Here is a 22,798-nt window from a genome sequence, read left to right as displayed (position 1 = left end):
CTTCAAATTGCAGTTGTCGATTGGGAAAATTAGGGGTTTCTAAAAGTTGGTCGCGAATGATAAGAGCGGGATCGGTCGGTCGCTTTGTGAAGCCTCCGCCGGTCGAATGTGACGGACAAAAGGCTTTCCGGGTCGCCTGGGACGCCGTACGTTGCGGAAACGGGAAGCTCTGGCCGCGCCAGCTTCCGTACCGGAGTAGAGATTGTGTCGATTTTCCGTAAAACAGCTGTGGCAGCAGCGCTTTCCACCGCCTTGTCGCTCCTGCCATATGCCGTTTCCGCCGAAACGATCTATGGCGCGATGGAAAAGGCCTATCAGAACAATCCCGACCTCAATGCCGTTCGTGCCGGGCTTCGCGCAACTGATGAGGGCGTGCCGATTGCCAAGGCCGGATACCGGCCGCGGATATCGGCGACGGCGACGGGCACGTTGACGAGACTGGAAAGCGAACAGGGGCCTCTTGCCGGTGGCGGGACTGCGACCGAGGATTTCCATACGGGGTCTGCCGGTATAACGATCACGCAGCAGATTTTCGATGGTTTCCAGACATTGAACAATGTCAGGGCTGCCGAAGCGAATGTCTTTTCAAGCCGTGAATCACTCAAGGCCAACGAGATTTCCATTCTGCTGGCGGCTGCACAGTCCTATGCGAATATTGCGCGCGACCAGCGGATCGTCACCATCCGCAAAAAGAACCTGGCCTTCCTCAAGGAGCAACTGAATGCTGCAAATGCGCGGCTGGATGTGGGCGAGGGCACCCGAACGGACGTCAGTCAAGCGCAGGCCGAACTCGCCAGCGCGCAGGCGCTCCTCGTCACCGCGGTGGCGCAGGTGAAACAGAGCGAAGCGGTCTACGTGCAGATCGTCGGCTTTGCGCCGAAGGGGATCAAACAGCCATCGCCCGCGTCGAAAGCCCTGCCGAAGAGCCTGGATCAGGCGGTTGCCAAGGGCCTGCGCGAGCATCCGACGATCGCTGCTGCCCAGTACAACGTCGATGCGGCGGGATACGGGGTAAAATCTGCCGAGGGAAGCATGCTTCCGGGTGTCGTCGTGCAGGGAGCGCTGACGCGCAATACCGGCAATTCACCCGGTAGCGGCGGTCTGGATGGTAACACCGCTTCAATCACCGCCCGGCTCGAAATCCCGCTCTACCAGGGTGGCGCTGAGTATGGCCAGATCCGCCAGGCCAAGGAGCGGCTGGGCCAACAACGTATCCTCGTTGATTCCGCCCGTGCGGAAGTTCAGCAGACGATCGTCACCGCGCATGCGCAACTTGAGGCGGCACTGGCAAACATCAGCGCAAACAAGTCTCAGGTGAACGCCGCAAACATGGCTCTGGCCGGTGTCATCGAGGAGCGCAAGGTCGGCCAACGTACGACGCTCGACGTGCTCGATGCCCAGCAAAGCGTGCTCGTCGCCGAAGAAAACCTCGTGACATCGCAGCGCAATGCCGTTGTCGCCAGCTATTCGTTGCTTGCATCGATGGGGCGTCTGACGATCAAGAGCCAGGGGCTGCAGGTTGCCGAATATCGTGCTGAGGAGCACTACGAGGCCGTCAAGGACAAGTGGTTCGGATTGCGAACCGTTGATGGCCGCTGATCCGCATCTCAATCTGCTGTCCTAATTTTCGAAAGCCGCGCGCCGAAATGGACGTGCGGCTTTTCTGTCCATGGCAGCGGGTGCCGTTGCCAACAAATCTGTGCAAGAATCCAAGTTGATGATTCGCGTCGTTTTGTTCGGCGCCGAACTCGCATACAGTCTGCGTCAACGACTGCGCGGCAACGTTTCGATCAAACGCGACCGCAGAAAACGGGGATAATTATGGCACAGGCCAATGTAGCGCGTGAACCTTCGATGGATGAGATTCTCGCCTCCATCCGAAAGATCATCGAAAGCAATGAACCGGGCATACCCGGTTTCCCCGCCAATGACATTGGCCCCGCGCCTGACGACGGCTATCGTTCCGACCTCGCCTATGACGACGACAGCGCCGACGACATTCACCTGACCATCGACGACGACATGCTGGTGGCGGAATTCGAGGCCAACGTCCAGCAGTCTGTAGCGGCCGCCGAGCACCAATTGCGGGAGCCGCAGCAGGACATTGCAAAGCCCGCCGTTTCCATCCCGACACCGCCGCAGTCTCTTGCCGATGTCGCGGCGCGTGTGCGCGCAGCCTCCGAGCGCCATTCTGCGCCGCTTCGGGAGCCGGAAACTACCGCCAATCCTGCAGCAAAACCGGATAGCCCACTGGTCACGTCGCGCATGGCGGCGGTCGTTGCGCCGCAACCTGTAGATGCTGTCCGCCGCGCCGAGGCTGCCCCCTCAGTGACGCCTGTGTCGACTGTCGCGTCCCCGCACCACGCGTCTGTTAGCGATGAAATGCGCGCGGTGCAGGAGGCCAATGCGCCGTCACCGGTCGTCTCCGAACCGTTGGCGCAAAGTCAGCCGATTGCCGTTGTGACAGAAAAGGAGATCGCGGCGATTGTTTCACCGGCCGTTGGTGAACAGGTCGCCCGGTCCTTCGGGGATTTGGCTCTGGCCATCGACAGCAGTGCCCGCCGGTCCTTCGACGAAATCGCCGAGGATATGCTGCGCCCGATGCTGCAGGAATGGCTGGACGACAACCTGCCGACGCTTGTCGAGCGCCTTGTGCGGGAGGAAATCGAGCGCGTCGCCCGCGGTCCGCGACGGTAACCACCGAGAATCCCGAGACAGAGCCGCCAGCAATCGCACTGGCGGCTTTTTTGCTGTTATTATTGACACCAATGCCTCGTTCCGATTTACAACCACCCATATCAATCAGCAAGTTTGGCTTCAGAATGCTTGAAAAAACCTATGATTCCGCCGCTGTCGAACCCCGCATCGCCCAGCTATGGGATGAGGAGGATGCGTTCCGCGCCGGCGCGGGTGCAAAACCGGGTGCGGAGGCGTTCTGCATCGTCATTCCGCCGCCGAATGTCACCGGCTCGCTCCACATGGGCCATGCGCTGAACAACACGCTGCAGGACATCATGGTGCGCTTCGAGCGCATGCGCGGCAAGGACGTGCTCTGGCAGCCGGGCATGGATCATGCCGGCATCGCAACCCAGATGGTCGTCGAGCGTCAACTGATGGAACGGCAGCTGCACCGCCGCGAAATGGGCCGTGAAGCCTTCATCGACAAGGTCTGGGAGTGGAAGGCCGAATCCGGCGGCCTGATCTTCAATCAGCTGAAGCGGCTTGGCGCCTCGTGTGACTGGTCGCGTGAACGCTTCACCATGGATGAAGGCCTGTCCAAGGCTGTCCTCGAAGTCTTCGTCTCTCTCTACAAGGACGGCCTGATCTACAAGGACAAGCGGCTGGTCAACTGGGACCCGAAGCTCCTGACGGCTATCTCCGACCTCGAGGTCGAGCAGGTCGAAGTCACCGGCAGCCTCTGGCACTTGCGCTACCCGCTGGAAGAAGGCGTCAGCTACCAGCATCCGATCGCCTTTGACGAGGACGGCAAACCGACCGATTGGGAAGCGCGCGACTATCTGGTCGTTGCGACGACACGGCCGGAAACCATGCTCGGCGATACCGGCGTTGCGGTCCATCCGAGCGACGAACGCTACAAGTCGATCATCGGCAAGCATGTCGTGCTGCCGCTCATCGGACGGCGTATCCCGATCGTTGCTGACGAGTATCCTGATCCGACAGCCGGCACCGGTGCCGTCAAGATGACGCCGGCGCATGACTTCAATGACTTCGAGGTCGGCAAGCGGCATCACCTGCGCCAGGTCAACATCCTGACTATCGATGGTCATTTGACGCTTGCCGGCAATGAGGACTTTCTCCACGAATTGCCGCCGGGCCATGATCTCGAGGCTTTGATTTCCAAGCTCGACGGTGTCGAGCGTTTTGCCGCCCGCAAGATGATCGTTTCGATGTTCGAGGAGCACGGGCTGCTCGACAAGATCGAACCGCACAAGCATACGATCCCGCATGGCGACCGCGGCGGTGTTCCGATCGAGCCACGTTTGACCGAGCAGTGGTATGTCGATGCCAAGACGCTCGCCAAGCCAGCGATCGCGTCCGTGCGCGAAGGTCGCACGAACTTCGTCCCGAAAAACTGGGAAAAGACTTATTTCGAGTGGATGGAAAATATCCAGCCCTGGTGCATTTCGCGCCAGCTCTGGTGGGGCCACCAGATTCCGGCCTGGTACGGTCCGGACGGTCAGGTCTTCGTCGAAAAGACCGAGGAAGATGCGCTGCACGCCGCGATCCAGCACTACCTGTCGCATGAAGGCCCGATGAAGGCCTATGTCGAGGACCTGCTCGAAAACTTCCGCCCGGGGGAAATTCTCACCCGGGACGAGGATGTGCTCGACACCTGGTTCTCCTCGGCGCTCTGGCCTTTCTCGACGCTCGGCTGGCCCGACAAGACGCCAGAACTCGACAAGTATTATCAGACGGACGTTCTGGTCACCGGCTTTGACATTATCTTCTTCTGGGTCGCCCGCATGATGATGATGGGCCTGCACTTCATGAAGGACGCGGACGGAACCCCCATCGAGCCGTTCCACACGGTCTATGTGCACGCGCTGGTCCGCGACAAGAATGGCCAGAAGATGTCGAAGTCCAAGGGCAACGTCATCGACCCGCTGGAACTCATCGACGAATACGGCGCCGACTCGCTGCGCTTCACGCTGGCGATCATGGCGGCTCAGGGGCGCGACGTGAAGCTCGATCCGGCCCGCATCGCCGGTTACCGTAATTTCGGCACGAAGCTCTGGAACGCGACGCGCTTTGCCGGCATGAATGGCGTTGCCAACGATCCGAAATTCGTGCCGGAAACCTGCTCCCTGACGATCAACCGCTGGATCCTGACGGAACTGTCGCGCGCCATCCGCGATGTCACCGAGGCAATCGAAAGCTACCGCTTCAACGAGGCCGCAGGCAGCCTTTACCGCTTCGTCTGGAATCAGTTCTGCGACTGGTACCTCGAATTGCTGAAGCCGGTCTTCGGCGGCGAGGACGAGGCTGCAAAGGCGGAATCGCAGGCCTGCGTCGCCTATGTGCTCGACGAGACCTACAAGCTGCTGCATCCCTTCATGCCGTTCATGACGGAAGAACTCTGGGCACAGACCGCGGGCGAGGGCAAGACGCGTGACGGGCTACTTTGCCACGCCGAATGGCCTGCGGCCCCGTACGGCGATGATGCCGCAGCTGGCGAGATCAACTGGCTGATCGACCTGGTCTCCGGCATCCGTTCGGTGCGCTCGGAAATGAACGTCCCGCCGGCTGCGATCGCGCCCCTCGTCGTCGTTGAAGCGAGCACCCTGACCAAGGAACGCCTGCAGAGCCATGCAGCTGCGATCCGCCGGCTCGCGCGCGTCGATGCGATCGATCTTGCCGCAACAGCGCCGAAGGGTAGCGCCCAGATCGTGATTGGCGAGGCGACGGTTTGCCTGCCGCTCGGCAGCCTCATCGACCTTGTTGCCGAGAGGTCGCGGCTTGAAAAGGCAATCGGCAAAGTCGATCAGGAGCGCGAGCGTATCCTCGGCAAGCTGTCGAACGAAAAGTTCGTCGCCAATGCCCGGCCTGACGTGGTTGACGCCGAGCGGGAACGCTTGGCCGAACTTGACGGTCAAAAGACGTCGCTTGGGGTGGCGCTGGGACGGGTCTCGGACGCCGGTTGACGAAAATCGGAAACACACAGGCTGAGCGAGCCCGGGCTTGTTGGCATATGAAAAGGCGGCTTCGGCCGCCTTTTCATATGCCGCCTGATTCTTCTCCCACGACGTAAAGAGCCCCCGGAGCCTTGTGAGTGCGGCAATCGGCCTTTGATGTCAGCTATTTCGTGACCGAGGCGCCAAGGCGTCAAAAAGCGGCATTGTTGTGTCGAGGTGACACTTGGCTACATTTATGAAAAATTATTCCAAAAATAATCTTTCAGTGGAAATGTAGAGAAATGTTATCCTGATTTTGACGAATTTCATGCCATTGCAGATTTTCTTACGTAAATTTTTCGTGATCTTCTGCCGTGAATCGCGAAATGCAGGTATTTGCCATTAGCCCTTCGCAGTCGATACTTGTCTTCAAGCGGTTGGCGTGCACGACGACCACTATGTGTTCAGGGGAGGAACGGATGGTTCACAACAAAATCAAGGCGGCGATGATGGCGACTGCGGCCGTCTTGCTTAGCTCAGCGGCGGCCAGCGCGGGCGGTCTCGAACGGGGCGGCTACAACATCGATCTGCTGTTCGATCCGTCGACCTATGCCGCCGAGGCTGCAACGACCTATGTCAATCCGCAACGCGAACTGGATAACGTTGACGATATCAATCCGGCAAACGGCGCGTTTGACCTGACACGCCCGACGAGCGGCGTCGAGGAAACCGAAGGCTATTGGGTCCCGCGTATCGGTGTGAAGGCTGGCTTCGGCGACAGCGTCGACTGCATGGCCGATTATTCGCAGCCATGGGGCGCGCATACTAATCCCGGTACCAACTGGGCGGGTGTCAACGATAACATCGAAACCAAAATCGAAAGCGACAACTACGCTGCGACTTGCTCCTACAAGTGGGATGTGGGGCAGGGACAGTTCCGTGTTATCGGCGGTGGCTTTTACCAAGAGGTGGGCGGTTTCAAGGAACGCCTCGTGAGCCCTATCATTGTCCCGGGATTTGACGGCATTGGGCGGCTTGATCTGGACGGCAGCGGTTGGGGTTGGCGCACCGGCGTGGCGTATGAAATTCCAGAATATGCGTTTCGCGCAAGCCTCGTTTACAACAGTGCAGTTGATCTTGACAATCTGGAAGGAACGATCGATCTCAGCAAAGTTAGACTGCCGGTTTTTGGCCCCGGCGGCGTTCTCATAACCACCGTTCCCGGAACGAAATACGATGTGTCCAGTTTTGCGTCTATGCCGGACTCGCTGGAACTTAAACTTCAGACAGGCATCGCGCCTGGCTGGCTCGCTTTCGGCTCCGTTAAGTGGACCGACTGGAGCCAGCTGCAGGTCATTGAGGTTACTGCGAACGACACGTCGGATCCGCGCAATCTTCCGACCAGCCTCGACCTTCTTTATCGCGATGGCTGGACGGTTAGCGGCGGTATCGGCCACAAGTTCAACGATCAGTGGAGCGGGGCTGTCAGCCTGACATGGGATCGCGGCACCAGCCACGGCTACGGAACCCAGACGGATACCTGGACGGTCGGCACGGGCGTTTCCTACATGCCGACCGAGAATGTCGAGCTTCGGCTGGCCGGGGCCATCGGCATCCTGACGAGCGGCAGCTCCGGCCCGCAAACATACCAAGGCGAAGTTGTCGGCGACGACGTCACCTATGATTTCGGCACCGATATCGTCAGTGCCGTCTCCACATCGCTCAAGATCAAATTCTGATCCACAAACAGACGCGCCAGCAACAGAAAGGGCCCGGTGTTCGCATCGGGCCTTTTTGCTGCTTCTCCAGCTACCGCTAGCGGCAGCCGGCCGTTGCTCTGCTTCGAGCATTGTCGCGCTACGACCCGCCGATAGTTCTACCGCCTCTGTGACTCCGTTTCCAAGAATTGCAGCGTTACTGCTTGGATTGTTCCCATTTCCCGGGTCACGAATTGTGACGATTCAGCAACACATTCTTTCTATAGTCTGTGGCGGTCGGGAGAGGGGGGATTGTGTCTATTTCCCGCCACAAACTGGGAGCACCGATGAGCTTGACAAACCTGCACAGAAGTTTTGAGCATGCGGCGTTTGAGGTAGGATGAGTCATCGCGTTTTCGAAAAATTCCAGGCTTCCCGTGACGTTTCGTGGCTTCGAAATAGCCTTTCAAGGCTGTTCGACGGAGCGTGGCGGCGTGAGCTTATTGAAGCTGCCAGGGCAAGCCGTACTCTTGCCGGAAACGCTGACTACAATTGGGAAACTGCCGGGATGAATGGACAGATTGGCAATGGGCGAGATGCCTTTTCCGCCGTCTGTCGCAGCGTTGACGACAGGGATCTCGTTTGGACTGGCTGTGACCGGCTCTTGGGATTGAACGGAAGATATAGACTATCATGCTGATACGCGGTTACCGGTCGTTGACGTTTCTTGTTTTGACTGTTGCGCTTTCGCTGACCGCACAGGCGCGCGTTGCGTATGCTTTTGATCCGAATGCCGGCGTCACCAAGGAATCCGGTCCCTTCGCACTCTTCAAATTCGGTTTCTCTGCTTACAAGAACGGCCGCAAGGACGAGGCGGTCGAAGCCTATCGTTATGCCGCCGAAAAGGGCCATACCGGTTCTCGATGGGCCTTGGCCAACATGTATGCCTACGGCGACGGTGTGGCGGAAAACGACCTCGAGGCCTTCAAGATTTACAGCGAAATTGCCCAGGAGGGTGTCGAACCGGGGTCTGAGAATACCGGTTATTTCGTCAACGCCCTGATTTCGCTTGCCGGTTATTATCGTCGCGGCATTCCGGACAGTCCGATCAAGACCGATCTCAGTCAGGCCCGCCAGCTCTATTTCCAGGCTGCCTCGACCTTTGGTGTCGCCGAGGCGCAGTTCCAGCTGGCAAAGATGCTTCTCGCCGGCGATGGCGGCAGCGTTAATGTCCAGCAGGCCAAGAAATGGCTCAATCGTGCCCGCAAGAACGGCCATGCCGGTGCCATGGGCGTGTTCGGCAATGTGATTTTCCAGGAAGGCCAGGCGGCGCGTGGACTGGCCTATATGACCGCCGCGCTCGACCAGTGTTCGCCGAAAGACCGGCCCTGGCTGCAATCCCTTCAGGAACTGGCCTTCTCGCTTGCCAGTGAAGATGATCGCCGCGCCGCGATCGCCATGTCGCAAAATATTCACCTCGACAGCGATTAAGCGGCGTCGCAACGACAGCGCCGCGCGTCTTGTCAGACGCGCAAAGGTCGCTGTTGCCCTTTGAATCGCTGCACAATTTTAGTCTGGATCGAATGTGATCTCAGGAATTATGCAGTAGACGTTACGCCGCGAAGTTGAATTTCGCCGCGACCGGCACATGGTCAGACGGCTTTTCCCAGGCGCGCACGTGCTTTTCGACTCCCGTCGAAATGAGCCTGTCGGCCGCTTCCGGCGAAAGCATCAGGTGGTCGATGCGGATACCGAAATTCTTTTGCCAGCATCCGGCCTGGTAATCCCAGAACGTATAGAGCGGCGCCGCGTCCGTCGTCGCCCGTAGTGCGTCGGTAAAGCCGAGATTTTCAAGGCGGCGAAATGCCTGTCGGGTCTGCGGCTGAAACAGCGCGTCGTTCTGCCAGACCTTGACGTCCCAGCAGTCGTGCGGCTCGGCGATGACATTATAATCGCCTGCGAGAATGAGTGGCTCCTCCAGCGCGAGACGATTTTCCGCAAAGGCGCTGAGGCGATCCATCCAGGACAATTTATAGGCGAATTTTTCGGTTCCGACCGGATTGCCGTTCGGCAGGTAGATCGAGCAGACGCGGATGGCGCCGCCTTTGACGGAAAACACCGCCTCGATGAAGCGCGACTGCTCGTCCGAATCGCCGCCGGGCAGCCCGCGATTGATCTCCTCAGGCCGTATCTTCGACAGGATGGCGACGCCGTTGAAGCCCTTCTGGCCGTGCGTCTCGACATGATAGCCAATGGCTTCGATCTCGAGGCGCGGAAAACCCTCATCGACTGTTTTGATTTCCTGGAGGCAGACGATATCAGGCTGCGATTCCTTCAGCCAGGCCATAAGGACGTCGATGCGGGCCCTGACGCCGTTGATGTTCCACGTCACGATTTTCATATGGTTGGCGTCCTTTTTGTTGACTGCGTATGGGCCCGCCATCCTTTTAGCGTCGCTGGATTCTTTTGACAAATCCGGTGCGGAGCACGAATTGCTTCCTGACGTTTGCCCGCTATAGTCCGGCGGATGATCGATATGCTCACCACGTATTGGCCGCATGTTCTGGCGGTGCTGTCCGTCGTTCTTGGCGTGCCGGCGGCAATCCATGCAACGATGACCAAGGAGGAGGTGCGCTCTGCGCTTGGCTGGGTTGGCATTATCCTTTTGTCTCCGATACTTGGTGCCCTGGTCTATGCGGTCGCCGGCATCAACCGGATGCGCCGTTCGTCGATTGAACAGCAGAGGTCGCAGCTACGCGAACGCGGATCGGATGTCATGGGTGCGTTCGATGTTTCCAGTGCGGCAGTCTCCGAACAGTTCGGCCAGCGATTCGCCGCTATGAAGATGCTGGGCGACCGGGTCAGCCGCCATCGCCTTTGCACGGGAAACGGCATCACGATCCTTGAGGGCGGGGACACGTCCTATGCGGCGATGCTGCAGCAGATCGAAAAAGCCGGCCGTGCCATTTTGCTCGAGACCTATATTTTTGACCGCGACAGCATCGGTCTTCGTTTTGCCGATGCCCTGATCGCCGCCGCCAAGCGGGGCGTCGAGGTCAGGGTTCTGATCGACGCGGTCGGCGCACGCTATTCAGTACCGAGCATCGTCGGGCTTCTTGCGGAAGGCGGCGTGACGGTCAGGGTCTTCAACGGCAACATCATCATGGGACTGCGGCTGCCTTACGCCAATCTGCGCACCCATCGGAAAATCCTGATCGTGGATGGCACCGTTGCTTTTACGGGAGGCATGAATATCAGGGCCGGGTTCACGTCGGAATTTGCAGGCGACGCGCAGGCGCGCGACACGCATTTCCGCGTTACCGGGCCCGTCGTTGCCGATCTCTTTCAGGTGGCTGCCGAGGACTGGCAGTTTGCCAGCAGCGAAGCCCTGGAGGGCGAGGCGTGGGGCATCCTGCTGCCGGCGGAGGATCATAGCCAGCCTTCAGTGCTGATGCGCGCCGTGCCGTCCGGGCCAGACAGGGCCAACGAATCCAACCACAAGATGATGATGGGTGCGTTTTCCGTTGCCAGACGCAATATCTGCATCATGTCGCCCTATTTCCTGCCGGACAGGGAATTGATCAGCGCCCTCGTCACGGCAGCGATGCGCGGCGTCGAGGTAGATATTATCGTGCCGGCGGTCAACAACCTGGTACTGGTCGACCGGGCGATGACCGCGCAATTCGACCAGGCCCTGAAGGGCGGATGCCGCATCTGGCGGTCCACGGGCGTCTTCAACCATTCCAAGCTGATGACGGTCGATGGCCGCTGGACCTATGTCGGCTCGTCGAACCTCGACCCGCGTTCGCTGCGGCTGAATTTCGAGATCGACCTGGAGGTACTCGACGCGGGTTTTGCCGGTGCCGTCGGGCAGCGGATACAGGCGGCGTTGAAGAGTGCCCGGCCGGTGACACTGGCCGACCTCAGCGCAAAGCCCTTTTTGACCCGCCTGATCAACAAGATCTTCTGGCTGGGCTCACCCTATCTGTGAATTGAGACGGCCGCCGTCTCAGATCGAGAAACTGGTGCCGCATCCGCAGCTTGCGACCGCATTCGGATTCTTGACCTGAAAGGATTGGCCGAGCAGGTTGTCGACGAAGTCGATTTCGGACCCGTTCATATAGACGAGCGACAGGCTGTCGATGAGCACCTTCGCGTCGCCCTTCTCAAGCACGAGGTCGTCGGCATCGGCGTCGCTGACCAGATCGAACTTGTAGGAAAACCCGGAGCAGCCGCCGCCCTCGACGGACACACGCATGGCTTTCTTCTCCGCATCGGATTTGAGGATCACGCCGATGCGCTTTGCCGCCGAGTCCGAAAGGGTCACAGTTTCTGCTGTCATATCTACCTCCTGCCGGGGTCAAGAACCGGAGAGATTCGCTGTTTGCGCCGTTTGCGGCATTATATCGCCGGGCGGCACTCTGGTCCACGTGTGCAGCAAAGCCTTGTTTTCGTTCAAGCTCAAGAGCGACCGTCACTCGGTGCTTTCCTGTAACGCGCACTATAGGTATGAAGGCTTTAGTACCGCGTCAATGGGATGCAGAGTGGGAAATGACATTGGACAGACATGCGCTTGGTTTCGGCTCCGGTGAACGCGCGATTTTTGCCTCCGATCCATGGGCGAGCAGGGGGCGGCTTTACCCCGAGACAAGCAGTCCGACCCGCTCCGATTTTCAGCGTGACCGCGACCGTATCGTCCACACGACGGCCTTTCGCCGGCTGAAGCACAAGACCCAGGTCTTCATCGCTGCCGATGGCGACCATTATCGCACGCGGCTCACCCACACAATCGAGGTGGCGCAGATCGCCCGTGCCTTGGCGCGCGCGCTGAAACTGGATGAGGACCTGGCAGAAGGCGTCGCCCTTGTCCACGATTTCGGTCACACGCCGTTTGGCCATACCGGCGAAGACGCGCTGCACGAAATGCTCAAGCCCTATGGCGGCTTCGACCACAATGCGCAGTCCCTGCGGATCGTCACCAAGCTTGAACGCCGCTACGCGGAGTTCGACGGGCTCAACCTGACCTGGGAGAGCCTGGAAGGGCTCGTCAAGCATAACGGACCGCTGATCGGCAAGGACGGCGAGGGCACCCGCACTCCCGTTCCCCAGCCGATCCTCGATTATTGCGTCCTGCATGATCTGGAACTGGCGAGTTTCGCCAGTCTGGAAGCGCAGGTGGCGGCGATCGCTGACGACATTGCCTACAATACCCACGACATCGATGACGGATTGCGGTCCGGCTATCTGACCTTCGAGATGCTGGAGGAAATTCCTTTTCTTGCCGGCCTGATGCAGGAGGTCGGCGGTCGCTATCCTGGCCTGGAGGCGAGCCGGTTCACTCATGAGATCATGCGCCGGCAGATCACGGCCATGGTGGAGGATGTGATCACCGTCGCGCAGCAAGGTCTTAAGGACGTGCGGCCGCAAAGCGCTTCTGATATTCGCAATGCGGGCAGGGTGATCGCCACCTTTTCCGAAGCGATGTTCGACACGGACCAGCAGATCAAGAAGATGCTGATGACGAGGATTTATCGTCATCCCGAAGTCATGCGCGTACGCGCCAATGCCGCTGCGATCGTCACCGATCTCTACCATGCCTTCATGGCCGATCCGCAACAGATGCAGAAGCACTATTGGATCGATCAGATCGCTGGCATGGCCGAGCCGGCCAAGGCCCGGCACGTCGGCGATTATATCGCCGGCATGACCGACACCTATGCGATTGCCGTGCACAAGCGCTTGTTTGACCATACCCCTGAATTGCGGTAGTCACCGCGCCGGTTGATGGCGGCGATCGGGCTGCCGCAATGCCACTGAACGATAACAACGCGGTCTCGCAGCCAAAGGCGAGCAGAGCGGATGGATGACATGAACCTTTTCACAGACTTCGAATCACGCGTTAAAAACGTTCTGGAAACGATTGATATCGTGCGTGAAAAGCGATCTGAAGTTGATTTCGGCCGTGTCAGTGTAGAATCGCCGCGCGATGCCAGTCACGGCGATGTGGCGACCAACGCCGCGATGGTGCTGGCCAAGCCGCTCGGCACCAATCCGCGTGCACTCGCCGAACTGATCGTTGCCAAGCTGAAAGAGGATCCGGAAGTTGCCGATGTCTCCGTCGCAGGGCCGGGCTTCATCAACGTCAAGCTTTCGGTCGCCTATTGGCAAAAACTTCTGGCGATCATGATCGCCGATGGTACCGGTTTCGGTAAAAGCGCCGTCGGCGCCGGACGCAAGGTCAATGTCGAATACGTCTCGGCCAATCCGACCGGCCCAATGCATGTCGGCCACTGCCGCGGCGCCGTCGTCGGCGACACGCTCGCCAACCTCTTGGAGTTCGCCGGCTACGAGGTGACCAAGGAATATTACATCAACGACGCCGGCTCTCAGATCGACACGCTCGCCCGGTCCGCCTTCCTGCGTTACCGCGAGGCGCTGGGTGAAAAGCTCGGCGATATCCCGGCGGGTCTCTATCCGGGCGATTATCTCGTTCCGGTCGGCCAGGCGCTGGCGGATGAATTCGGCTCCAGTCTCCGGATCATGCCGGAAGACAAGTGGATGCCACTCGTCAAGGACCGGACGATCGATGCGATGATGGTGATGATCCGCGAGGATCTTGCCGCCCTCAACGTTCATCACGATGTCTTCTTCTCAGAGCGGACGTTGCACGCCGACGGCGCCGGACGGATTCGCAACGCCATCAACGACCTGACCTTCAAGGGCCATGTCTACAAGGGTGCGCTGCCGCCGCCGAAGGGGCAGGTGCCGGAAGACTGGGAAGATCGCGAGCAGACCTTGTTCCGCTCGACTGAGGTCGGTGACGACATCGACCGGCCGCTGATCAAGTCTGACGGCTCCTATACATACTTTGCCGCCGACGTTGCTTATTTCAAGGACAAGTTCGATCGCGGCTTTAACGAGATGATCTATGTGCTCGGCGCCGATCACGGCGGATACATCAAGCGGCTCGAGGCGTTGGCACGCGCAGTCTCGGGCGGCACGTCCAAGCTGACGGTGCTTCTCTGCCAACTCGTCAAGCTTTATCGCGACGGCGAGCCGGTCAAGATGTCCAAGCGTTCGGGCGACTTCGTCACGCTTCGGGATGTCGTGGAAGAGGTTGGGCGGGATTCCGTTCGGTTCATGATGATCTACCGCAAGAGTTCCGAACCGCTCGACTTCGATTTTGCCAAGGTAACGGAACAATCGAAGGATAATCCGGTCTTTTACGTGCAGTACGCGCATGCGCGCTGCATGTCGGTCTTCCGGCAGGCGGGCGAAGCGTTCCCGGGCACCGATTTCGAAGCCCTCGACCTGGCGGGAGCCGTTGCAGGCAATATCACTGATTCGAATGAGCTCCAGCTCGTTGCCAAGCTCGCAGAATATCCGCGTGTCATCGAGGCAGCGGCACTGTCTCACGAGCCTCACAGGATCGCGTTTTACCTCTACGATCTTGCCAGCGTCTTCCACGGACACTGGAATAAAGGTAAAGAATCTCCAGAATTACGTTTTGTTAACGATAAGAACAGAGAATTGACCATTGCCAGACTAGGACTGGTGCGTGCCGTTGCCTCCGTTTTGAAGTCGGGCCTGTCCATTACAGGTACCGCTGCCCCGGACGAGATGCGATAGTAATGTCACCATTTCCCCACAAAGCACTGGCAAGAACTGGCTAGTAAGTTGTGAGTGGAGCGCATGGCAGACAAACAATTGGCACGAAGCGGGACTGTGGAATTCGACGTGTTGTCGGAAGACGATCCTTTGGCAGAACTGGCCCGTATTGTCGGCTATGACAATCGGCCCGCGGTTCAGCAGTTGCAGGAACTCGAAAGACATCGAGAGTCGGTCCGCGTCGAACCTGTGCTCGATCTGGAGGACGAACTGCTACGCGAGTTCGACGCCTACGACGCGCCGCAAGCTGCAGCGATTGATGCGCCAGAGCCGGTCAGTGCCGAGGACCATATCGCTTTCGCGCCGCTTCCCGAAGAAAGCGATGTCGTTCCGGCCGCTGTCGTTGAGCCCGAGTTTGTCGCTTACGAGGTGGAAGAGCTTCTTCCGGAAGCTTCGGTCGAGGTTGCTGCGCCCACGGTAGAAATTGCGCCGCTCGCTGCTGAGGAGCCTGCTCTTGCCGAGCCGGAAGCTGCAGTTGCCAGCGTGGGCGAAGAACCGGTTGTCGACTGGTCCCCCGAGCCCGTCTCGCCGGAAGCCGAAAACGTCTGGTCCCTCGATCAATATAGCGAGCCGGTATTCGACGGCGCTGATCTTGAGCGCGAACTCGAATTGTCCATCGGCTACGACGCGTATCCCGTTGAAGCGCCGCAGGTTGAAATGGTTTTCGCGCAGACGCAGCGTGTCGCGTCCGAAGAGGATACGCTCGTTGATGCCAGGGCAGAGGAGCCAGCCGAGCAGGACATCGCGCCTTCGCCTGCGTTTGAAGAGCCTGTTGCTGCTGCGCCGGTTGAGGACTTCCCGTTTGGTGCCGACCAGTCCGCAGAGGCGGCTGTGGAATCCGCGGCTCAGACGCAGGGCGATCTGCCCGAATGGCAGCCAAAGCCGGCATCGGCACTGAAACCGGGCGAAGCGACTTCCGCGGCTGATGCGCATGACATTGACGTCTTGCTGACCGATATCGAACGATTTCCTGTTCCCGCGAAGGCTGCCGTAAAACTGGCGACGTCGGCGGATGCTGCGCGAAAAATCAATTATCCCTTCACGCCGACATTCAGCCGGGCTACTCCGGTCGCCTCGAATGGCGGAGTTCTGTCGCAGAAGGCCTTCGCGACCCCGCTTCCGGCGGCCACTGTGGCGGCGGCAGCAACTGTCACCGAAACGGCGTATCACCCGGCCGAAACGCCCGTCGAGCCGGTGGTGACCGAAGCAGCACCTGCTCTGAAGGCGCCTGTCGATCAGGAACCGGATTTCGATCTCGACACGTTCGAACTTGATCTTTCCGGCATCGACCTCGATATCGACCCCTCGGAATTCGAGACTGCGGCTCCGGAGACTGCTTTCGCGCCGGCTGCTGCGATTGCAGAGGAACCAGTCAGCATTGCTGCAGCCCCAGCCGCACCCGTCGATGAAATCCCACAAGACGAGGAGCCCGAAAACGTTCTGCCCTTCGATCCCGCGATGATTGCCGAGACGGAAGAAAGCCTGACGGCGATCGCTGATCTGAACGTGCCACAATTGCCGGCTGTCGAGCAGGAGCGTCCGGTGGTTCATCAACCGGATTACGACCTCGATATAGACGCTGAAATGGCGCAGCTGTTCGGGACGCCGAGCCGTAGTGGAGCGGGTGCGAGTAGGGGCGCTGACGACGAACTCGGTTTCGGTTCCGTGCCGCATTCGATTGCGCAGACGCAGTCCGTCACCGCCGGAGCGCCCGCCGAGGATGATTTCGACGAATTCGAAAAAGCCATGGAAGAGGATTTCCGGCTGTCGCTGAGCAAGCGGCAGGAGGCCGATCCATCGTCGGATCGCCTGGCGGTCGGCTCCGGCTACGCGGCCAATAGCGATTTTGACGAAGAGGGCAGTGGCGCCGGCAAGCGTCGTTTGATCCTGCTTGCCGCGGCTGTTACCGGCCTGGCGATCTTCGGTGCCGTCGGTGTCTACGCGTTCATGGGCGGCAACGGTTCAGTGCTGTCCGGCGGAGAGCCAAAAATTATCCTGGCGGACAAGTCGCCGGTGAAGATCGTGCCGGTCGAAAAGGGCGGCAAGACCGTTCCCAACCAGGACAAGGCCGTCTATGACCGTGTTGCCGGTGCGCAGGACGGTGCGCCGGAGCAGGGCACGCTGGTTTCCTCGACTGAAGAGCCGGTCGACGTGGTTCAGCGGACGCTGACGCCGGAGAACTTGCCGCTCGAGGGGGCCGACGAAGAACTCCCGGGCGCAGCGCCGGCCGACGACGACGGCAGCGAACGCTTGCTGCCGGACGGCCAAACGGCCGAGAACACAGCCGCCGAAGAGGACAGCTCGCCGGCCGTATCGCCGCGCAAGGTTCGCACGATGATCGTCAAGCCGGATGGCACGCTGGTTGCGCGCGAAGATCCGGTTGTTCAGCCTGAAACGAAGGTTGCTGCAAACGAGACGCCTGCAAACCAGGGCGACCCTCAGATCAAGACGGTCAAGACGACCGCAGTAACCCCACAGGTGGAGACGGGTTCGACGCCTAAGTCCCTGCCAGCTGCCGACCAGGCTGCCGCCGACCAAGCGGCCGCACCGGAGCAGAAGAGCGCGCTTGCTGAAGCCGCCGACACCACCGTTGAGGAAACGGCGCCGGTCCGCTCCGTCAAGACGACAGCGGTTGCCGATACCAATCCTATTCCGCAGACGCGTCCGGTCGAAGAGCAGGCGAAGGTCGAGGAGAAGACGAAGGTCGTCGACACCTTCAAGACAGAGCCAACCCAGCAAGCGCAGCCGGCAGCCGAAGCCAAACCGGTTGAAACGGCCTCCGTCGCGCCCGGCACCTATGTGATCCAGATCGCGTCGCTGCCATCGGAAGCCGAAGCGCAGAGGTCCTACAAGACGCTTTCCGGCAAGTTCGGCAGCGTCATCGGCGGCAAGGGCGTCGATATCAAGAAGGCCGAGATCGCCGGCAAGGGGACCTATTTCCGCGTGCGCATTCCCGCCGGGTCCAAGCAAGAGGCGAATGCCCTGTGCGCGCGCTACAAGAGCGCTGGCGGCAGTTGCCTTGTGACGAAATAATTCCGACCCAACAGCGAGATCATTAAAAGGGCGCGGCAAAACGGCCGCGCCTTTCTCATATTCAAGCGGATTTGTTTGCTGTGAATGACGGGATTCAAAGGAAAAATCGACATTCGCCTTTGCCTGCCGCAGCCACTATTATCGCCCTATGACCGAATCAAAAGCATTCATTTCAGGCTGCAAGGGCCTGACGATCACGCCTGAGGAAAAAGCCTTCTTTGCAGGGGAGCGCCCGTGGGGCTTCATCCTTTTCGGACGCAATATCGGTGAGCCCGAGCAGATTTCCGATCTCACCGCTTCGTTGCGCGACAGCATCGACAATCCCGACGCGCCGGTGCTGATCGACCAGGAAGGCGGTCGCGTCCAGCGCATTCGTCCACCGATCGTTCCGCAATATCCGAACGGTGCGGCGATCGGCGCAATCTATCGCCGCGACCGTGAGAAGGGCCTTCGTGCCGCGTGGCTGATGTCGCGGCTGCATGCCTTCGACCTGATGCGCTTCGGTATCACGGTCGATTGCCTGCCGGTGCTGGACGTGCCGATCGAAGGCAGCAGCGATGTGATCGGCAACCGCGCCTATGGCTACGATGCGCAGGCCGTGGCCGAGATCGGTGCTGCGGCCGCCGCCGGCCTCAAGGCGGGCGGCATGTTGCCGGTCATGAAGCATATGCCGGGCCATGGCCGAGCCTTCGTCGATTCCCATCACAAACTGCCAGTCGTCGATGTGGCCTTTGAGGAGCTCGCCAGGAGCGATTTCCTGCCCTTCGCCGCCATGAAGAACGAACTGATGGCGATGTCGGCGCATATCGTTTTCACGGCGATCGATCCGGAAAACCCTGCGACGACTTCCGCCAAAGTGGTGCGCGATGTCATCCGCGGCCATATCGGTTTCGATGGCCTGCTGATGTCGGATGACGTTTCGATGAATGCGCTGGCAGGCGATATAGAGACGCGGGCGCGTGGCATTGTGGCCGCCGGGCTTGATCTGGTGTTGCATTGCCACGGCATTATGGATGAAATGGTTCAGGTGGCGCGTGTCGTGCCGGTGATATCCGGTGAGACGCTCAGGCGCGCGAAGGCGGTGGAAGCCGGGTTCGTAAAGCCGGACGCATCGGACGAAACCGCATTGCGGGACGAGTTCAACGGCATGCTAGCCATCGCGTAAGGGAAACAACGGCAACAAGAGGCAGGACAATCGTGAGCAACGCCGGCGACATGCAGAGGAAACCGGCGGCCAAGGCCCCGATGGACCCGCTGTGGCAGGACGATGCGTCGGATCGTGGCTTGCACGAGGAAGAGCTCGTCGTCGATATCGCCGGCTTCGAAGGCCCGCTCGATCTTCTCTTGCATCTGGCGCGCAACCAGCGTGTCGATCTTTCCCGCATTTCGGTGCTGGCGCTTGCCGAGCAATATATCGCTTTCATCGAGCGCGCCCGCAGCATCCGGCTTGAGCTCGCCGCCGACTATCTCGTCATGGCGGCCTGGCTTGCCTTCCTCAAGTCGCGCCTGCTCATTCCGCAGCAGGCCAAGGACGAGGGGCCATCGGGCGAGGAGATGGCCACCGCTCTGGCGTTCCGCCTGAAGCGGCTGGAGGCGATGCGCGAGGCGGCGACCCGCCTGATCAACCGCAACCGGCTTGGCCGTGACGTGTTCGCACGTGGCGCGCCGGAGCATATTCCGGTCGAAAAGAAATCCGCTTTCGAGGCATCGCTCTACGATCTGCTGAGTGCCTACGCGTCACTGCGCCAGCGCGAGGCGGTGATGCAGGTGACGATCGAGAAGCGGCAGGTCTGGTCGCTCGCCGCTGCCCGCCTGGTCCTTGCCCGGCTGATCGGCGACATGGTCGACTGGACGGCACTCGACCACTTTCTGTTGCGCTACATGACGAGCCCGAAGGAAAGGGCGACGGCCATTGCCAGTTCCTTTGCCGCATCGCTCGAAATGGTGCGGGAAGGCCGGCTTGAAATTCGCCAAGACGGCGCGTTCTCGCCGATCTATCTGCGCCAGGGGCCGAACAAGCTGACGGCCGAGGCACTGGCCGAAATGGAGGCGGGGCGTGATTGACCCGCAAAAGAAGCTACCGGGCGTGATCGAAGAACAGGACGAAGCGACCAGGACGGAAATCCTGCTTGATCCGCGGATCGAACTGGAAGCGGAACGCATCGCCGAAGCGCTTGTCTTTGCGTCAGCCCAGCCGGTGTCGGAGAGCTACATAGCGCAGCGTCTGCCGCGGGGCGCAAATGTTCCGCGCATCATGATGCGGTTGAAGTCCATCTATGCCGAGCGCGGTGTCAATCTCGTACAGGTGGCCGATCACTGGGCGTTCCGCACGGCAGCCGACCTCTCTTTCGTCGTCCAGACGGATGAGAACGAGGTGCGCAAACTGTCACGGGCGGCCCTCGAAGTGCTGGCGATCATCGCCTACCACCAACCGGTGACCCGTGCCGAGATCGAGGATATCCGCGGCGTGCAGACGTCGAAGGGGACGCTGGACGTACTGATGGAAGCGGGCTGGATCCGGTTCCGGGGCCGCCGTCGCACGCCAGGCCGGCCGGTGACCTTCGGCACGACCCGGGATTTTCTCGACCATTTCGGCCTCGAGGAACTGCGCGACCTGCCCGGTCTCGAAGAATTGAAGGGCGCGGGCCTTCTCTCCGGCCGCATCCCCTCGGGCTTCCAGATTCCGGTTCCCCTTGGCGAGGACGGAATTGGCGACGACGAGGATCCCATAACGCAGCTTGATCTTGAGGAGCTTGGCCTTTTGGCGCCGAGCGGCGGGGACGAAGAATAAAAGCCAGCGTCTTGAACGCGGTTCACCTTGTCCGTCAGCCCTTGTCCGTGTGCGCAATGGTCGCGTCCGATTCCCGGTTCCACCGGCGGCTGCGCTCGAATAAGCTGATAATCTGGCGGATGGGCGTATCTCTGCCGAACTCTTAGTGTAAGCATTGCGTGGCGTGCTGCTTTCCGTTAACGAGCGGATATATGCCGTTTGAAAAAGATGGTTGGACATCTTAAATCGGGGCACAGGCTTCAAGGGAGTTAAGGATATGGGTTCCTTTAGTATCTGGCATTGGCTGATCGTTCTGGTCGTAATCCTGCTGCTGTTTGGCCGCGGCAAGATCCCGGAACTGATGGGCGACGTTGCCAAGGGCATCAAGAGCTTCAAGAAGGGTATGACCGAAGACGACACGGCTGCGGCCGACAAGGGCGTCGATGCCAAGACGGTCGAACACAAATCCGACGAAGTCCGCTGATCATGCATTTGGTCGGGGCCTGGCCGTGACGGCAGGCCTTGCCGCCTTTCGGTGTTGTGGAGTCCTTGAGAATGCTTGATGTCGGCTGGACCGAACTCGTCGTTATCGCCGTCGTTCTGATCATCGTGGTGGGTCCGAAGGACCTGCCGCCGATGCTGCGCACGTTCGGCAAGATGATGACGAAGATGCGCGGCATGGCGAATGATTTCCGCCAGCAGTTCGATGAAGCGCTGAAGGAGGCCGACCTCGACGATGTGCGCAAGACGCTGAGCGACGCACAGAAGCTCAATCCGGCGCATAGCCTGCGCGAGGCGATGAACCCGCTTCGCCAGATGGGCAACGAAATCAAGGCCGATCTGCAGAAGGCGACGACTGTGGAGACGAAGACGCCGGAACCGGCGGCAGTGGCGCCCGCTGAAGCGGTCGTTCCGCAGGAACAGGCGAAAGCAGACCCTGTTGCCGCTGATGGAGCTATCTCGACGGCCAAGCAAGTGGACCGTGCTTCAGCTCAAGAACCGAAGGCAAAGCGTGTTTCCAAGCCGAAGGCGGCTGCGGTTGGAGCCGCTGTCGCGGCTCCCGCGAAGAAGGTCAAGGGCGAAGTTGCTGCGGGCGTAAAGCCGGAATCTGCCAAGGCTGCGCCGAAGAAGACCAAGAAAAAAGGTGACGCATGAGCGGCGATATCGAAGACAAGCCCCAGCCGCTGATGGAGCATCTGATCGAGCTGCGTTCGCGGCTGATCTGGGCGGTCGGCGCTTTTTTCGCGGCGTTCCTCGTCTGCTTCTATTTCGCCAAAGTCTTGTTCGATGTCCTCGTTCAGCCATTCAAATGGGCGGTTCAATGGGCGGGGCTTGATCATCGCAATGTTGAGCTGATCTACACGGCCCCGCAGGAGTTTTTCTTCACGCAGATCAAGGTCGCGATGTTTAGCGCCCTGGTGATCTCCTTTCCCGTCATCGCCTCGCAGGTCTACAAGTTCGTCGCTCCCGGCCTCTACAAGAACGAGCGGGCGGCCTTCCTGCCGTTCTTGATCGCCTCGCCGGTCCTGTTTCTGATGGGCGGAGCGCTCGTCTATTTCTTTTTCACGCCGATGGTGATGTGGTTCTTCCTGGCCATGGAACAGCATGGCGGCGAGGGGCAGGTGTCGATCCAGCTTTTGCCGAAGGTTTCGGAATATCTGAGCCTGATCATGTCGCTGATCTTCGCGTTTGGCCTCGTGTTCCAACTGCCTGTGATCACGACGTTGCTGGCGCGTGTCGGGTTCGTTACCTCGCAGGGGCTGAAGGAAAAGCGCAAATATGCGATCGTCATCGCTTTCATTGCAGCCGCAATTCTGACCCCACCGGACCCGGTTTCCCAGATCGGCCTTGCTCTCCCGGCCATCCTTCTCTACGAGATTTCGATCTATACGGCCCGACTCGTCGAGCGGCAACGGACACGCGACGCGCAAGCGCGCGAGGATGCCGAGGCGAAGGAAAACGCCGGCTGACACGGGCTTCGTGTCAGCGCACGGCGT

Annotated in this window: 17 protein-coding genes; 15 read left to right on the top strand and 2 right to left on the bottom strand. The window is 59.9% G+C overall.

Annotation, left to right across the window (positions count from 1 at the left end; all coding sequences use genetic code 11):
- Positions 1-201: 201 nt before the first annotated feature.
- The 5 genes from ACSQ2Z_RS12605 to exoR all read left to right on the top strand — a co-directional run bounded on the left by ACSQ2Z_RS12605 (position 202) and on the right by exoR (position 8,821).
- Complete coding sequence (locus tag ACSQ2Z_RS12605) at positions 202-1,599, top strand: TolC family outer membrane protein (protein ID WP_436083066.1); 1,398 nt, start codon at positions 202-204, stop codon at positions 1,597-1,599.
- Positions 1,600-1,821: 222 nt separating this feature from the next.
- Entirely contained in the window at positions 1,822-2,697 is an 876-nt protein-coding gene (locus ACSQ2Z_RS12600) for a DUF2497 domain-containing protein (protein ID WP_436081518.1), read from the top strand.
- A gap of 125 nt (positions 2,698-2,822) precedes the next feature.
- On the top strand, positions 2,823-5,663 hold the full coding sequence (locus ACSQ2Z_RS12595; RefSeq protein WP_436081517.1) for a valine--tRNA ligase: 2,841 nt from the start codon (positions 2,823-2,825) through the stop codon (positions 5,661-5,663).
- A gap of 449 nt (positions 5,664-6,112) precedes the next feature.
- The gene (locus ACSQ2Z_RS12590) at positions 6,113-7,372 is read left to right on the top strand and encodes an OmpP1/FadL family transporter (protein ID WP_436083065.1); all 1,260 of its coding nucleotides are present in this window, start codon (positions 6,113-6,115) and stop codon (positions 7,370-7,372) included.
- 651 nt (positions 7,373-8,023) lie between these two features.
- The gene (exoR, locus tag ACSQ2Z_RS12585; RefSeq protein ID WP_436081516.1) at positions 8,024-8,821 is read left to right on the top strand and encodes an exopolysaccharide production regulator ExoR; all 798 of its coding nucleotides are present in this window, start codon (positions 8,024-8,026) and stop codon (positions 8,819-8,821) included.
- Between the two features lie 121 nt (positions 8,822-8,942).
- Here the strand turns inward: exoR and xth are convergent, their stop codons facing one another.
- Positions 8,943-9,731 carry an exodeoxyribonuclease III gene (xth, locus tag ACSQ2Z_RS12580; protein WP_436081515.1) on the bottom strand — a complete coding sequence of 263 codons (789 nt, stop codon included), beginning with the start codon at positions 9,729-9,731 and terminating at the stop codon, positions 8,943-8,945.
- A gap of 126 nt (positions 9,732-9,857) precedes the next feature.
- Between xth and ACSQ2Z_RS12575 the strand changes: the two genes are divergently transcribed.
- On the top strand, positions 9,858-11,321 hold the full coding sequence (locus tag ACSQ2Z_RS12575; protein WP_436081514.1) for a phospholipase D-like domain-containing protein: 1,464 nt from the start codon (positions 9,858-9,860) through the stop codon (positions 11,319-11,321).
- A gap of 18 nt (positions 11,322-11,339) precedes the next feature.
- Here the strand turns inward: ACSQ2Z_RS12575 and ACSQ2Z_RS12570 are convergent, their stop codons facing one another.
- Complete coding sequence (locus tag ACSQ2Z_RS12570; RefSeq protein WP_436081513.1) at positions 11,340-11,672, bottom strand: HesB/IscA family protein; 333 nt, start codon at positions 11,670-11,672, stop codon at positions 11,340-11,342.
- Between the two features lie 209 nt (positions 11,673-11,881).
- On the opposite strand from ACSQ2Z_RS12570, the gene ACSQ2Z_RS12565 reads away from it, so the two are divergent.
- The 9 genes from ACSQ2Z_RS12565 (at position 11,882) to tatC (ending at position 22,771) form a co-directional block, all read left to right on the top strand.
- Entirely contained in the window at positions 11,882-13,099 is a 1,218-nt protein-coding gene (locus ACSQ2Z_RS12565) for a deoxyguanosinetriphosphate triphosphohydrolase (protein WP_436081512.1), read from the top strand.
- 99 nt (positions 13,100-13,198) lie between these two features.
- Positions 13,199-14,959 (top strand): arginine--tRNA ligase, encoded by a 1,761-nt coding sequence (argS, locus tag ACSQ2Z_RS12560; protein ID WP_436081511.1) that lies wholly within the window; start codon positions 13,199-13,201, stop codon positions 14,957-14,959.
- 63 nt (positions 14,960-15,022) lie between these two features.
- The gene (locus tag ACSQ2Z_RS12555; RefSeq protein WP_436081510.1) at positions 15,023-18,031 is read left to right on the top strand and encodes an SPOR domain-containing protein; all 3,009 of its coding nucleotides are present in this window, start codon (positions 15,023-15,025) and stop codon (positions 18,029-18,031) included.
- A gap of 148 nt (positions 18,032-18,179) precedes the next feature.
- Positions 18,180-19,196: a beta-N-acetylhexosaminidase gene (nagZ, locus tag ACSQ2Z_RS12550; RefSeq protein ID WP_436081509.1), complete on the top strand. Its 1,017-nt coding sequence runs from the start codon at positions 18,180-18,182 to the stop codon at positions 19,194-19,196.
- Between the two features lie 50 nt (positions 19,197-19,246).
- The gene (locus tag ACSQ2Z_RS12545; protein ID WP_436083064.1) at positions 19,247-20,095 is read left to right on the top strand and encodes a segregation and condensation protein A; all 849 of its coding nucleotides are present in this window, start codon (positions 19,247-19,249) and stop codon (positions 20,093-20,095) included.
- On the top strand, positions 20,088-20,822 hold the full coding sequence (gene scpB, locus ACSQ2Z_RS12540; RefSeq protein WP_436081508.1) for an SMC-Scp complex subunit ScpB: 735 nt from the start codon (positions 20,088-20,090) through the stop codon (positions 20,820-20,822). Before ACSQ2Z_RS12545 ends, scpB begins: the two co-directional genes overlap by 8 nt.
- Positions 20,823-21,078: 256 nt before the next feature.
- Positions 21,079-21,285, top strand: a complete 207-nt coding sequence (locus ACSQ2Z_RS12535; RefSeq protein ID WP_436081507.1) for a twin-arginine translocase TatA/TatE family subunit — start codon at positions 21,079-21,081, stop codon at positions 21,283-21,285.
- A gap of 71 nt (positions 21,286-21,356) precedes the next feature.
- Positions 21,357-21,956: a Sec-independent protein translocase protein TatB gene (gene tatB, locus ACSQ2Z_RS12530; protein WP_436081506.1), complete on the top strand. Its 600-nt coding sequence runs from the start codon at positions 21,357-21,359 to the stop codon at positions 21,954-21,956.
- Complete coding sequence (gene tatC / locus ACSQ2Z_RS12525) at positions 21,953-22,771, top strand: twin-arginine translocase subunit TatC (RefSeq protein WP_436081505.1); 819 nt, start codon at positions 21,953-21,955, stop codon at positions 22,769-22,771. Before tatB ends, tatC begins: the two co-directional genes overlap by 4 nt.
- Positions 22,772-22,798: the final 27 nt, after the last annotated feature.

Source organism: Pararhizobium sp. LjRoot235 (assembly GCF_964254145.1).
In the GTDB taxonomy this organism is placed as follows: Bacteria; Pseudomonadota; Alphaproteobacteria; order Rhizobiales; family Rhizobiaceae; genus Pararhizobium.
The sequence above is the reverse complement of the archived record's forward strand: the minus strand, read 5'-3'. Positions and strand labels throughout refer to the sequence as shown.

What these genes read in the sequence shown, in the direction of transcription:
- ACSQ2Z_RS12600 (WP_436081518.1), top strand. Translation starts at nt 1,822, where the DNA reads ATGGCACAGGCCAATGTAGCGCGTGAACCTTCGATGGATGAGATTCTC.
- ACSQ2Z_RS12565 (WP_436081512.1), top strand. Translation starts at nt 11,882, where the DNA reads ATGACATTGGACAGACATGCGCTTGGTTTCGGCTCCGGTGAACGCGCG.
- ACSQ2Z_RS12555 (WP_436081510.1), top strand. Translation starts at nt 15,023, where the DNA reads ATGGCAGACAAACAATTGGCACGAAGCGGGACTGTGGAATTCGACGTG.
- argS (WP_436081511.1), top strand. Translation starts at nt 13,199, where the DNA reads ATGAACCTTTTCACAGACTTCGAATCACGCGTTAAAAACGTTCTGGAA.
- exoR (WP_436081516.1), top strand. Translation starts at nt 8,024, where the DNA reads ATGCTGATACGCGGTTACCGGTCGTTGACGTTTCTTGTTTTGACTGTT.
- tatB (WP_436081506.1), top strand. Translation starts at nt 21,357, where the DNA reads ATGCTTGATGTCGGCTGGACCGAACTCGTCGTTATCGCCGTCGTTCTG.
- ACSQ2Z_RS12595 (WP_436081517.1), top strand. Translation starts at nt 2,823, where the DNA reads ATGCTTGAAAAAACCTATGATTCCGCCGCTGTCGAACCCCGCATCGCC.
- ACSQ2Z_RS12570 (WP_436081513.1), bottom strand. Translation starts at nt 11,672, where the DNA reads ATGACAGCAGAAACTGTGACCCTTTCGGACTCGGCGGCAAAGCGCATC.
- ACSQ2Z_RS12535 (WP_436081507.1), top strand. Translation starts at nt 21,079, where the DNA reads ATGGGTTCCTTTAGTATCTGGCATTGGCTGATCGTTCTGGTCGTAATC.
- xth (WP_436081515.1), bottom strand. Translation starts at nt 9,731, where the DNA reads ATGAAAATCGTGACGTGGAACATCAACGGCGTCAGGGCCCGCATCGAC.
- nagZ (WP_436081509.1), top strand. Translation starts at nt 18,180, where the DNA reads ATGACCGAATCAAAAGCATTCATTTCAGGCTGCAAGGGCCTGACGATC.
- tatC (WP_436081505.1), top strand. Translation starts at nt 21,953, where the DNA reads ATGAGCGGCGATATCGAAGACAAGCCCCAGCCGCTGATGGAGCATCTG.
- ACSQ2Z_RS12545 (WP_436083064.1), top strand. Translation starts at nt 19,247, where the DNA reads ATGCAGAGGAAACCGGCGGCCAAGGCCCCGATGGACCCGCTGTGGCAG.
- ACSQ2Z_RS12590 (WP_436083065.1), top strand. Translation starts at nt 6,113, where the DNA reads ATGGTTCACAACAAAATCAAGGCGGCGATGATGGCGACTGCGGCCGTC.
- ACSQ2Z_RS12575 (WP_436081514.1), top strand. Translation starts at nt 9,858, where the DNA reads ATGATCGATATGCTCACCACGTATTGGCCGCATGTTCTGGCGGTGCTG.